This window comes from bacterium (genome assembly GCA_029210965.1).
Lineage (GTDB): Bacteria > BMS3Abin14 > BMS3Abin14 > BMS3Abin14 > BMS3Abin14 > JALHUC01.
This window is the reverse complement of record JARGFZ010000029.1, coordinates 17,251-29,418: the sequence shown is the minus strand read 5'-3', so window position 1 is coordinate 29,418 and position 12,168 is coordinate 17,251. Positions and strand designations below refer to the sequence as shown.

The window sequence follows — 12,168 nt, the reverse complement described above, 5'->3', positions numbered from 1 at the left end:
TAGCAAGACCCTTGCCAAATGCTATTGAGGGGATATGATAGGCTTAAGGTTGACAGGGATATTGTGAAATTCACGCCCTGACCCCAATGGTTCACCCATTCCGGTGGCAACCCGAAAAGTGTTCAGTTTGCCACCGGAATCGGTGTTCAGTTTGCGCTGGAATGACTGTTCAGTTTGGAATGGAACAGGTGTTCAGTTTGGAACGGAATCGGTGTTCAGGTTGCACCGGAATACGCACCGTAATAGCAAAGGTGCCTTTAACCAGTTTTAAGCCTTCCTCTGCGAATCACGAATCACAAATCACCAATCACAGTTTTTCGCCGCTGTTGCTATCATTTCACAAGGAAATCATGTAAAAAGGCGATCTATTCTAGTTGTTGAGTCCCTGACTGGAGAAATGATCGGTAACTATTTTCAAGGAGAAGAGCGTTGCCAGGTTCCCACGATGATCTGCCGGATGCTCTGAAGGACACGATCCATCAGTTGACCTCCGAGGTACGCTCCCTGGCCCAGAGGGTCGAAAAGCTTGAGCGATCTGTTCAGAAGCCTCAAGGCGTTCAGATACCATCGGTAAGGGAAGCCCCGGCGCGGACGGTGATGGAATCGGAAAAAGTGTCACCCTGGTCCGTGGGGGGTGCTGCCGCCCTGATGTCCCGCGGCGCCGTTATCAGCCTCGTCCTGCTGCTGGCCCTGGTACTGCGGACCCTTACCGACAGCGGGACGCTTGGCATGAAGGTCGGTACCACGCTGGGTATCGGCTACGCCACCTTCCTCGAGGGAGTGGGGTGGTTCATGTACCGCAGGAAAAGCTCCTTTGCTCCCATATTGAGTATCAGCGGAGCACTGCTTCTGGCCGCTGTCGTTCTTGAGACCCACGCCAGCTTCGGGTCTATCTCCACCCTGCCGGCCTACCTGCTTCTGGCAGTAGCGGGAGGCGGCATGGCGGTTATCAGCCGTCAGTTCAAGGTGGCCATCCCGGTGAACGCAGGGACCATGGCGGTCCTGTTAGCTGGTGTTTCCATGGGCTTTCCGGATACCAACTTCCCAGCTCTGACCCTTTTTCTCATTACCGTGAACATAATGGCGTTTACGGCAGCGAACCTTTCCAAAGCAGGGTGGCTCCGCATCGTAACGTTTTTTATTACCGCAGTCGTCGTATTACTCTGGGGTTATAAACTGCGCTTTACCCTCCTGTCCGGAACCGGACGTGGAATTGGCGCTCTCCTTGGCGGTCCCGGCTGGTTCTATGGCGTCATCGCCTTCTATGTGTGTTTTTATATCGGCTATCCGGTTCTGGCTATCTGGAGGAACGTCTCCGAAACGAAAAAACCGTTTGACCATATCCTGCCAAGCCTGACAGCAGCGTGGGCCTACCTTGCCAGTCTCATGGTAGTCCAGGCTTCCGGGGCCAACGTCAAGTTGCTTGGTATGGTGGGCGTAGGGGTTGCCACCGGTCTACTTGGACTTGCGGCTATCAAGGGCAGTCGGGCAGGTACACAGTCACGAGGAACGACCACCTTCGCTTTTCCCGCAACGCTGCTGCTGGCTCTCTCCTTCAGGGATGTTTCGGGAGAGTCTGTCCTGGCACTCGCGATCCTATCCTGGGGTGCCCTGAGCCTGGCCTGGCTGTCATCAAGATGGTCCAGTGCCGGCGTGCGTGTAATATCCTATTTCCTTCAGGCCACTGTCCTCGGGGCTTCCTTTCTTCTCCTTCTTGTGGTGCCTGCTGGTGATAGCACGCTCACCACGATAATCAGCATGGGCATTATCTCTTTGGTGGCATTTTTCCATTATAAACTGCTCAGAAAGTCCGTACCGCCAGGTGGTTCGGCTTATTTCGCCCGATTCGACACCAGAGATATAAGCGGAGTAGTTCCTCTGATGGTTTCTGTTGGTGCGGGTTTTTTGCTTTTCAGGGCCGTCCTTTTCGCCCTTCTTCCAGAGACGTTGGGAGCCTTTCAGGCAGGCGAGACCATCATTATCAATATTGGAGCTCTGACCCTCTTTTTGGCCGCGAGGTTCACGAGGAACGCCGAGGTGAAATGGATTGCTGTCCTGGTCACTATAATGGGTGGGGGAAAGGTTTTTCTTTACGATCTTTTCAAGGTAAAGGGCCTTCCGGTAGTCCTGAGCGTCCTGTCGTTTGTCCTGGCGGCTGCCATCGGGTCCTGGGTGCTCGGGAAGTGGCCGCGTCCGGGAAAAAATGAGGTTGTTGATTAAAACAGTAGAAATAGACCCCCCCGGAATCGCCATTGATTTGAATATCGTGATTCCGGGGATAGAAAGACTTTGACAGGGTCGCAAAAAGTCCGTTATCGGCTTTTTGCTCCTCGGAAAGGGAAAAGCGTGGTTTCCCCTTTCCTCACGGATCAATGACTTATAATGACAGTCATTGATCCGGGCGCCCCCCTCGGGGCGCGTTGATGACTTTTTGCGAAGCCATCAACTTTGACAGGGTCGCAAAAAGTCCGTTATCGGCTTTTTGCTCCTCGGAAAGGGAAAAGCGTGGTTTTCCCTTTCCTTACAGATCAATGACTTATAAAGGAAATGACCGGGCCGATTCTGTCAACGGGCCGATTCTTTACTTTGATCAGGGTTTTCGGGTAAACTTCCCTGGTGATCTGGTGAAGCTTCCTACAGGAACCTGGAACGTCATTAATTCGTAATGGACCATATCCCGGTCAAGATCCCGGTGGAGGTCGTGAACATGAGAAAAATCCTCACATCCGCTTTTGCTGTCTGCCTTGTCATAGCCCTTTTACCGGCTGCGGCACCGGGAGAATCCCCTGCATCCGGTGAGGCCATCTGGAGGACCGAAGCCGGCGCAGGCAGCGGTGAACCTGGGATACCTGAATTCTTCGTGCCGCCTCCGCCTTTCTCGGAGGACATCTTCCCGTGCTCGGACTGCCACGAGGACCAGGAAACCAACCCCCAGCGGCGGGTGCTCGAAGATATGCACGAGGAGATCAGGATTATCAACCACAACGAGGAGGAACGCTGGTGTCTGGACTGCCACAACCCTGATGACCGGGATGTCCTTCGGCTGGCAAGCGGCCGCCTTGTTAGTTTTGAACAGTCCTATTACCTGTGCGGCCAGTGTCACGGGACCATTTTCCGGGACTGGAAGGCGGGGATCCACGGCCGGCGCACAGGCGAGTGGAACGGGAAAAAGACCTACAGGCTTTGTGTCCATTGCCACAACCCCCATCAGCCCCGCTTCAAACCCCTTGCTCCTCTTCCGCCGCCGATAAAACCCAAGAATATCAAATAGAGGCTATCTATTATGAAAAAACAGCCTAAAAAGCCTGTTAGCGAGAAAAAGGTTTCCAGACGCAGCCTCCTGAAAGGGGCGGCGCTGGCCGCTGCCGCTGTCGCTCTCCCGGCTGCGGATGCCAGGGCTTCTGTGTGGGAAGCTTTTTTCCAGAAGCATTTTCAGGAATTAAACGCCCGGGACCTGGAGAAGATCGTAAGCCGCCTTGAAAAGGAATATGCCCGGGAGTACGGCAAGGAGATCGAGATCTCGGCCACCAGGCCCCTTCCGGGGGTCCTGTTCGGGTACGGCCTTGATATCTCCCGGTGCATCGGCTGCCGCCGCTGCGTGTACGCCTGTGTCGAGGAGAACAACCAGTCGAGAGATCCCCAGATCCACTGGATCACGGTGCTGCAGTTTAAAAAGGGCGACAAGTGGATCAGCGATCTTGAGAACGCCGACAAGTATTACAACCCGTCAAAAGTACCGGAACCGGGATATTTCTACATGCCGACACAGTGCCAGCAGTGCGAAAATCCACCCTGTGTCAAGGCTTGCCCCACCCAGGCGACGTGGTCGGAGGACGACGGTATCGTCGTTGTGGACTATAACTGGTGCATCGGCTGCCGTTACTGTATGGCAGCTTGTCCCTATGGTGCCCGGCACTTTAACTGGGCCAGGCCGGGCCTTCCCCCGGAAGAGATCAATACCCGGACACACTACCTTGGGAACCGTCCGCGTTACTCAGGTGTTGTGGAAAAATGCACCTTTTGTATTCAGAGGACGAGGAAAGATCCGGGGCAGTACCCGGCCTGCGTGGAGATCTGTCCCGTGGGAGCGAGAAAGTTCGGGAACCTCCTGGATCCGGAAAGTGAGATACGTTACTGCATTGAGAACAAGCGGGTCTTCAGACTTAAAGAGGAAGTTAATACTCTCCCGAAGTTCTATTACTTTTTCGCTACCTAGGAGTCTGTCGGAGAACCCTCCACAGACTCCTGGCTAAAATTTTTAGGGACATGTTATACTGCTTTCATGAAAAAGCGAGCGAAATTCAAGAGTTACGATCCTGAGCAGTTGTTTTTACTACCTCCAGACATTAAGGATTGGTTGGAGGAGGATGACTTGGCTTACTTCATCATGGACGTTGTAAATTCTCTGAATCTTGATGGGATTTACGCGTCTTATGACGGTACTGCCGGAGGTCAACCTGCTTACGATCCTCCTATGATGGTGAGTTTACTTCTTTACGGATACTGTAAAGGGGTTATTTCCTCTCGCAAGATCGAACAGGCGACGTATCATTCTGTGCCCTTTCGGGTTATCGCTGGTAACCGTCATCCGGACCATGACACGATGGCGGATTTCCGGAAGCGTCATTTAAAAGCTCTTAGCGGTTTATTTGTTGAGGTTCTTCGTCTCTGTCAGAAGGCGGGTCTGGTGAAGCTGGGTCATGTTTCGTTGGACGGCACGAAGATGAAGGGCAACGCGTCCAAGCGCAAAGCGATGAGCTATGGCCGCATGGAGAAGAGGGCTGCTGACCTTAAGAAAGAGGTGGCTGGTCTTTTGGCTGCCGCCGAGAAAGCTGATAATGAGGATGACGGTATTTACGGTAAGGGCAAACGTGGTGACGAACTGCCTGAGGATCTTCGTTTCAAGGAGTCGCGGTTGAGGAAGATCGAGGAAGCGAAGAGGGCTTTGGAGGAAGAGGCGCTTGCCGAGGCAGCGATGAAACAGGAAGAATACGAGATAAAGAGGAAGGCCTACGATGACAAGTCTGGTCCGAAAGGCCGTCCCCCTGCCGCTCCATCGGGGGAGACGGGTCATGTTAATCCGAAGAAACAGCGTAACTTTACGGATCCCGAGTCACGGCTCATGCCGGTGGAAGGGGGCCGTTTTTTTGTCCAGGGCTACAACTGCCAGGCGGCGGTAGATGAGAGGACCCAGATAATTGTGGCGTCTAATGTAACTGTTGAGACGAACGACAAGGAGCAGTTAGCGCCTGGTCTGGAGAAGCTTAAAAGCAACACCGGAGGAGTAAAACCCAAACATTTGAGCGCTGACTCCGGTTATTCGAGTGGTGTGAACATTGAGCTATTGGAATCAGAGAAGATCGACGGCTATATCGCTACGACCAAACAAAAGCACTCAGATCCGTTGCCTGCTTCCCCTCGGGGCCGCATCCCGAAGAATTTGACGACGACCCAGCGAATGACCAGGAAACTGCAAACAGTCAAAAGCCGGTTTATTTACGCCAAGCGCAAACATATTGTGGAACCGGTGTTTGGCCAGATCAAAGAGGCTCGTGGATTCCGCCGGTTCAGTTTCCGTGGATTGGACCATTGTCAGGACGAATGGGACCTGGTGTGTTTGACCCACAACCTGCTGAAATTGTTCAGATACGGTAAATGGAAACCACGAATAGCTTGAAAAAAGGATAATGGGTAAATCACCACAGTGATTTACCCATTGGATAGAAATATTTAGCAGTAAAAACGTTAAAAAGATCTTCCGAAAAATTCCCTGGCAGCGAGTCGGAGGTTTTCCGACACGCTGCTAGAAATCCGCTGAAAAGCTGTTGCGGATTTCCTGATGTAATTTTCCAGAGGAGCAAAAAGCCGATAACGGACTTTTTGCGACCCTGTCAACGCGCCCCGAGGGGGCGCCCGTATCAGTGAACAGCCGCGCCTGGGAGAGGCGCCCGGATCAATGACTGTCGATATAAGTCATTGATCCGTGAGGGAACCGAAAACCACGCTTTTCGGTTCCCGTTGAACCAAAGTCCCGCACAGACTTTGGTGATATTTAAGCAGTCTCCGTGAGGAAAGGGGAAACCACGCTTTTCCCTTTCCGAGGAGCAAAAAGCCGATAACGGACTTTTTGCGACCCTGTCAAAGTCAGGAGTTGGCCATGCTGGATCTGATTAAACACTTTTTTATCGCGTTCAAGCAGGTTTTCACCGGTTCGAGGAACTACTTTCTCTGGGTCGCTTTTCTCGGGTTCTGGATCCTGCTCGGTTTCGGGACCTACGTGATCCAGCTAAAGGACGGACTTATCGTAACGGCCATGCGGGATCAGGTTTCGTGGGGATTCTACCTTTCCAACTTTACCTTCCTCGTCGGTGTGGCCGCCGCGGCGGTCCTGCTGGTCATCCCCGCCTATATCTATAACTTCAAACCGATCAAGGAGATCGTGCTTTTCGGCGAGATGCTCGCCATCACGGCCATTTCCATGTGCGTCATTTTTATCATGGTGGATATCGGTAGGCCGGACAGGGTGTGGCACATCCTGCCCTTTATCGGGGCCATGAACTTCCCGGCCTCCCTCTTGGCCTGGGATGTCCTGGTACTTAACGGTTACCTTTTCATAAACCTCGCGGTCGTCCTGTACGTGATGTACTGCATCGCCCACAACAAGGACTACAGCATGGCCGTGGTCAAACCCCTCGTCATCCTGTCCATTCCGTGGGCGGTGAGCATCCACACAGTGACCGCTTTTCTTTACAACGGGCTGCCCGCAAGGCCCTTCTGGAACGCTTCTATCCTGGCGCCGCGATTCCTGGCATCGGCCTTCTGCTCCGGACCCGCCATAATGATCATCCTGTTCCAGATCATCCGGAAGATCTCCCCCCTTGAGATCGAGGACCGTGCCTTAAAAAAGATCGCCGAACTCATCGCCTACGCCATGGGTTTCAACCTGTTCCTTTTCGGGGCGGAAGTGTTCAAGGAGTTCTACTCCGGAACCATACACATGGCTCCCCTGCAGTACATGTATTTCGGCCTTCATGGGCATAATCGCCTTGTGCCGTGGCTTTGGGCGGCCCTCATCTTCAACCTCATAGCGTTCGCTCTTTTTCTTTCCACCCGCGCCAGGGAGAACCCCGTGACCCTGAACCTGGCGTGCAGCCTCGTTATCCTGGGTGTTTATATCGAAAAAGGGATGGGTCTTGTCATACCGGGGTTTATCCCGGGAGCTCTGGGAGAGATCTACGAATATTCCCCTACCAACCACGAGATCCTCATTACGCTGGGTGTCTGGGCCTTCGGAGCGCTCTTTTACACTCTCATGCTGAAGGTGGCCATACCCATATACACGGGTACATTGAGGTTCTCGGAGGGGACGACGGTTCCTGCGAGGGAGGTGTCCGGACAGGAAGGCGCCGCCCTCCCGGATCAGGCCGCGGGCATTGCAGTTCAAGGTCAAGGCGGTTGACCGGAATCGGTCTCCCGGAGGCGTGAGGTGAACCCGGAAGGTCGCCGGCCTGTACGCGGAGCGGTGTGTGCCGGCAGAGGATGCCGGTGGAATTTCAGCTTGTTATTAACTTCACAAATCGAAATCAGGGTAAAACTGTAACGTCCATTAAAATAAGGGTATTATTTTGATTTACCCTTGTGAAAGCTATAATGATGATACCCTTGGAAAAAGTCTCTTGACGTCAGTGATGAAAGTGGTATAGAGGGTTATCCCGGTCCGGGGAGGCTTTTTGGGAGATATTCACAATCAGAGATGGGAGAGCTGTATCCTTGAGCTGGTTTAACCCCGTTAACTTACTTAAGCTTGTGAAGTGGATCATCGCTCCCGACAGGCTTGAGACGGAGCCCCCCCTCCGCAAAAGGCGCTCACGCACAGGTGACAAGACTTTTCCTGCCTGGCTTATGTCATCGGAGCAGCTGCCGGAGGAACCTGTCGCTGATGTCGGCAGGGTGAGCCGGTTCGGTGATGGTGGATTCCTCAAGTGGCTCCTTTCCGCGGACGACCTCCAGGAAGAGGCACAGGTTTCCGAAAAGGGTTCCCTATTTGGCAAGGGGGGATTTACCGGATGGCTCGTTTCTCCGGATGAGCTGGTTGAGGTGTCTGACGTATCGGGGGCACGTGGAAGGTTTGGTGAGCATGGTCTTCCGGGCTGGCTTTTCTCAGGTGAGCGCCTCGAAGAGGACCCGTCTCCTGAAAGAGACCCCGGGCGATTCGGGGGCAAAAAGTTCATTCCATGGCTTTTCGGGTTTGACAAGCTCGATGATAAACCGAAGTTGAATGATAACAGTGAAGATAAAACAGAGCGCGATAATAGCTTCAGGCCTTAATGACAGGGTCGCAAAAAGTCCGTTATCGGCTTTTTGCTCCTCGGAAAGTGAAAAGCGTGGTTTTCCCTTTCCTTTTTTGAACCCGAACGGAAGGTGAAAAAATGGAGCACACCAAACATCTGTGGCGCGCCATACTCATCCTGGTCATTGTTGCCGCGGTATACCTGCTGGGCAGAGGGTTCCTCGTGCCCGACAGCTTCGGCAAGTACGGTTACTTCCGGGGCGACAACCTCCAGGAACAGATGAACATACGCGTCCCCAGGCACGGGAACGGTATGGAATCATGCGGTTTTTGCCATGAGGAAAAGGTTGAGGCCATCGTCGAGACGCCCCACAGGGTGATCAATTGTGAGACGTGCCATGCCGCCCTGAGGACGCATGTGGAATATGACAGCATCGATAAGTTCCTCGAGGATCCTTCAAACTACGAATGGACAGCGGAGATGGAGATCCACTCGGCACAGGAGCTTTGCATCAAGTGCCACGACTACCAGCTGGCCAAGCCGGATGATTACACGACCATCGTCGTGGTCGAGCATCTTGAGGAAAGGGACATGAAGTTGGGTCCCGATGTATGCCTCGAGTGCCACGACCCCCATGATCCGGAGATGTAGCGATGGGGCCCATTAAAGAGAAGAGAGCAATTCGGGAAAGAGGAGCCGGCATGAAAGATGTGAGCAGACGAAGTTTTCTCAGAGCCGCTATGGGCGTTTCCGTCCTGGGAGCCTTGTCGTCGGTCTTGACAGCAGTCCTGCCGGTGAAGATCAAGCAGGCGTTGGCCTCGACCAAGGTGCAGCCTGAACGGGAACGTACGGGCTACAACCCCTACGAGCATTATTATTCCTACATTATCAACCTGCATAAGTGTATCGGCTGCGGTTCCTGTGTGCGGGCCTGCAAGATGGAAAATGATGTTCCCACCGGGTTCTACAGGACCTGGGTGGAGCGGTACCAGAAGGGCGAGGAGGAGCATGCCAGGATCGACTCTCCCGATGGCGGGCTCTACGGTTTCCCCGCCACGACCGCTGGGGTCGAGGGCGTTTTTAAAGCATATTTCGTACCCAAGATGTGCAACCATTGCGATGAAACGCCCTGTGTTCAGGTCTGTCCCTTCGGCGCATCCTACAAAACGCCGGACGGTCTGATCCTCGTGGACGGAATGCGCTGCATGGGCTGCAGCTACTGCGTCCAGGCCTGTCCCTACGCGAGCCGCTTCATCAATCCTCTGACTCACACCGCCGACAAGTGCACGTGGTGTTACCACAGGACGTCCAGGGGTCTTAAGCCGGCCTGTGTCCAGGCATGTCCCACAGGGACCAGGATGTTTGGAGACATCAAGGATCGTTACGACCCTGTCAGGCACCTCATCGATGAGGTGAGGATCGGCGTCCTCCAGCCGCAGCTGCTCACCAAACCCAAGTGCTACTATATAGGGCTGGACAAGGAGGTCAGGTGATGTTGGAGACTATCGGTTTTGTATTTCCCAACGACCTCCACATTCACTGGTCGTTAATGATCGTACTGTACCCTTATATTACGGGGCTTGTAGCAGGCGCCTTTGTCGTGTCCTCCCTCTATCACGTTTTCGATATAGAGGCGTTAAAACCGGTGTCACGTTTTGCCCTCATGGCTTCCCTGGCGTTCCTCCTGGTGGCGACATGGCCCCTTCTTCTTCATCTGGGGCACCCCCTCAGAGGCATCAACGTCATGATCACGCCGAACCCCACCTCGGCCATGGCCGGGTTCGGGTACTTTTACAGCGGCTACATGGTGATCCTTTTAGTTGAGGTGTGGCTCGTTTTCCGCAAGGACATCATCACCTACGCCAGGCGATCGAGGGGACTGAAACAGACCATATACAAGCTGCTTGCCCTGGGAGTCTACGATACATCGGAAAAAGCCCAGGCTATCGACGCAAAGATGGTCAAGTTCCTCGCGGCCATCGGCATACCGGGGGCGTTCCTCCTGCACGGTTATGTCGGTTTCCTCTTCGGCGCGCTTAAGTCCAACCCCTGGTGGTCGACGCCCCTCATGCCCATCATATTCATCTTCTCGGCGGTTGTATCCGGGATCGCGGCCCTCATCGTCATGTACCAGGTGGCCATGAAGCTCAAGGGGCTGGTCATCGACAGGGCCTGTATCGACACCATGTGCGGCTGGCTGTGGATGTTCCTGATGATCACAGCGTCCCTCGAGCTTCTGGAACTGGTGACCCTGGCCTACGAGAAGGCCGAGGAGTGGGAGATCATCGGTCAGCTCCTGGCCGGGCCCCTGTCTTTCTCCTTCCTGGGTCTCCAGATGATCGTTGGCGTCCTCATACCGTTCATCCTGCTCATGATCATCGTTCTGCTCAGGGAGAACATGGGGGACAAGGTCGCCAACACCCTGTCCTTTACGGCGGCGACCCTCCTCCTTATCCAGGTCTTCGCCATGCGCTGGAACGTTGTCATCGGCGGCCAGATGATCTCCAAGTCGCTTTCCGGCCTGCGAGAGGCGTACAAGCCGGAGTTGTTCGGCAAGGAGGGGATCATGGCTGCCATCGGGATCATGCTCGTGCCCTTCGTAATTATTTTCGTCGCTGAATGGCTGCTTCCCATGTTCAGATATTCCGAGGAACAGACTCGAAAACTGCAGGAAGGCGCGACAACCACATCCGAGTAGGTTCAGTTTGTTCAAACAGCTCTACCAGGGCCCCGCCTCAATGGCGGGGCTTTTTTTTGGTGCGCCCGGCAGAGCGCACCCACTACAGAAAAAGGGTTCCCATTTTTTTTGTATGGATCGTTGCGAATCATGCTATTTTAAAGTGGTGTATTGAGACGATGGTTGACCTTTTTTCGCCCCCTGAATCAAATGAAAACAAATTATTTCAAGCCGAGACCTTATTTCAAGTTCGCGATCACCGTTGCCCTGATATGGACAGTGAGCGCTGCCGTGTCGGTGAGCTGGAACCTGCGGAGCCAGGCAATTGCGGTAAAAAACAACGCCAGGGCAGCTGCCAGGACTGCCCTTGAAAAAGACGTCGTGTATCGGATGTGGAATTCCAGACATGGAGGTGTGTACGTTCCCGTCAGTGTCTATGCCGTGCCCAACCGGTATCTGGAAGATGTCGTCGAGCGTGACATCGAGACGAAGGACGGCAGGAAGCTGACCATGCTGAACCCGGCATACATGAACCGGCAGGTTCACGAGATCGAGCTTTCAAGAACAGGATCCAGGGGACACCTTACCAGCCTGCGGCCGATCCGTCCCGGGAACGCTCCCGATGAATGGGAAAGGGAGGCCCTTGAGACGATGGTCTCCGGAGACGAGGAATACTACGGTATCCGTGAAATGGATGACGGGGAATACATGAGGTTCATGCGTCCGCTCATCACCGAGGAAGCATGCCTCAAATGCCACGAACGCCACGGTTACGAAGCCGGTCAGATACGCGGGGGGTTGAGCGTTTCCATTCCCGTGGAGCCGTTCCGCGAGGCCGTGGCGGCATCGGCGAGAGGCATCTGGTTCTGGCACATTTTCACCTGGTGAGCGAACTTGTTACCAACGCCATTAAATATGCTTTCCCGGAGGACCGGAAAGGTGGTACCGGTGAGGTGGCGGTGTCTTTCAGCGAGGGGGAAGGCGGACAATATATATTATCCGTTTCGGACAACGGTATCGGCCTGCCGGAAGGGTTTGATCCCGAAACCTCGTCATCACTCGGGCTCAAGCTTGTCCACACCATGGTCGCGCAGCTCGGCGGTGAGATCACCCTGGACAGGACCTCCGGCACGTCCTGGACCGTCTTTTGCCGGCCCTACCATGGGGCCGAAGGCCTGGTTGAGCCGCCGGTTGAGTGAT

General features: G+C 54.2%; 11 protein-coding genes. All 11 read left to right on the top strand.

Annotation, left to right across the window (positions count from 1 at the left end; translation table 11 throughout):
* Window positions 1-429 precede the first annotated feature (429 nt).
* Entirely contained in the window at window positions 430-2,220 is a 1,791-nt protein-coding gene (locus P1S59_10675; GenBank protein ID MDF1526716.1) for a hypothetical protein, read from the top strand.
* Between the two features lie 487 nt (window positions 2,221-2,707).
* Complete coding sequence (locus tag P1S59_10670; GenBank protein ID MDF1526715.1) at window positions 2,708-3,271, top strand: hypothetical protein; 564 nt, start codon at window positions 2,708-2,710, stop codon at window positions 3,269-3,271.
* Between the two features lie 12 nt (window positions 3,272-3,283).
* A complete protein-coding gene (locus P1S59_10665; GenBank protein MDF1526714.1) occupies window positions 3,284-4,216 on the top strand; it encodes a 4Fe-4S dicluster domain-containing protein in 933 nt (310 codons plus the stop codon).
* A 66-nt stretch (window positions 4,217-4,282) separates the two neighbouring features.
* A complete protein-coding gene (locus P1S59_10660) occupies window positions 4,283-5,677 on the top strand; it encodes an IS1182 family transposase (protein MDF1526713.1) in 1,395 nt (464 codons plus the stop codon).
* Between the two features lie 480 nt (window positions 5,678-6,157).
* Window positions 6,158-7,459, top strand: coding sequence for a polysulfide reductase NrfD (gene nrfD, locus P1S59_10655; GenBank protein ID MDF1526712.1), 1,302 nt, complete (start codon window positions 6,158-6,160; stop codon window positions 7,457-7,459).
* A 311-nt stretch (window positions 7,460-7,770) separates the two neighbouring features.
* Complete coding sequence (locus P1S59_10650; GenBank protein ID MDF1526711.1) at window positions 7,771-8,328, top strand: hypothetical protein; 558 nt, start codon at window positions 7,771-7,773, stop codon at window positions 8,326-8,328.
* Between the two features lie 101 nt (window positions 8,329-8,429).
* Window positions 8,430-8,942 carry a hypothetical protein gene (locus tag P1S59_10645; GenBank protein ID MDF1526710.1) on the top strand — a complete coding sequence of 171 codons (513 nt, stop codon included), beginning with the start codon at window positions 8,430-8,432 and terminating at the stop codon, window positions 8,940-8,942.
* Window positions 8,943-8,944: 2 nt separating this feature from the next.
* Window positions 8,945-9,784: a 4Fe-4S dicluster domain-containing protein gene (locus P1S59_10640; GenBank protein ID MDF1526709.1), complete on the top strand. Its 840-nt coding sequence runs from the start codon at window positions 8,945-8,947 to the stop codon at window positions 9,782-9,784.
* The gene (gene nrfD / locus P1S59_10635; GenBank protein ID MDF1526708.1) at window positions 9,784-10,989 is read left to right on the top strand and encodes a polysulfide reductase NrfD; all 1,206 of its coding nucleotides are present in this window, start codon (window positions 9,784-9,786) and stop codon (window positions 10,987-10,989) included. The genes P1S59_10640 and nrfD (P1S59_10635) overlap by 1 nt, the downstream gene beginning before the upstream one ends.
* A gap of 189 nt (window positions 10,990-11,178) precedes the next feature.
* Complete coding sequence (locus P1S59_10630) at window positions 11,179-11,856, top strand: DUF3365 domain-containing protein (protein ID MDF1526707.1); 678 nt, start codon at window positions 11,179-11,181, stop codon at window positions 11,854-11,856.
* Window positions 11,853-12,167: a sensor histidine kinase gene (locus tag P1S59_10625; GenBank protein MDF1526706.1), complete on the top strand. Its 315-nt coding sequence runs from the start codon at window positions 11,853-11,855 to the stop codon at window positions 12,165-12,167. The genes P1S59_10630 and P1S59_10625 overlap by 4 nt, the downstream gene beginning before the upstream one ends.
* Window position 12,168: the final 1 nt, after the last annotated feature.

What these genes read in the sequence shown, in the direction of transcription:
- P1S59_10665 (MDF1526714.1), top strand. Translation starts at nt 3,284, where the DNA reads ATGAAAAAACAGCCTAAAAAGCCTGTTAGCGAGAAAAAGGTTTCCAGA.
- nrfD (MDF1526712.1), top strand. Translation starts at nt 6,158, where the DNA reads ATGCTGGATCTGATTAAACACTTTTTTATCGCGTTCAAGCAGGTTTTC.
- P1S59_10640 (MDF1526709.1), top strand. Translation starts at nt 8,945, where the DNA reads ATGGGGCCCATTAAAGAGAAGAGAGCAATTCGGGAAAGAGGAGCCGGC.
- nrfD (MDF1526708.1), top strand. Translation starts at nt 9,784, where the DNA reads ATGTTGGAGACTATCGGTTTTGTATTTCCCAACGACCTCCACATTCAC.
- P1S59_10645 (MDF1526710.1), top strand. Translation starts at nt 8,430, where the DNA reads ATGGAGCACACCAAACATCTGTGGCGCGCCATACTCATCCTGGTCATT.
- P1S59_10660 (MDF1526713.1), top strand. Translation starts at nt 4,283, where the DNA reads ATGAAAAAGCGAGCGAAATTCAAGAGTTACGATCCTGAGCAGTTGTTT.
- P1S59_10630 (MDF1526707.1), top strand. Translation starts at nt 11,179, where the DNA reads ATGAAAACAAATTATTTCAAGCCGAGACCTTATTTCAAGTTCGCGATC.
- P1S59_10670 (MDF1526715.1), top strand. Translation starts at nt 2,708, where the DNA reads ATGAGAAAAATCCTCACATCCGCTTTTGCTGTCTGCCTTGTCATAGCC.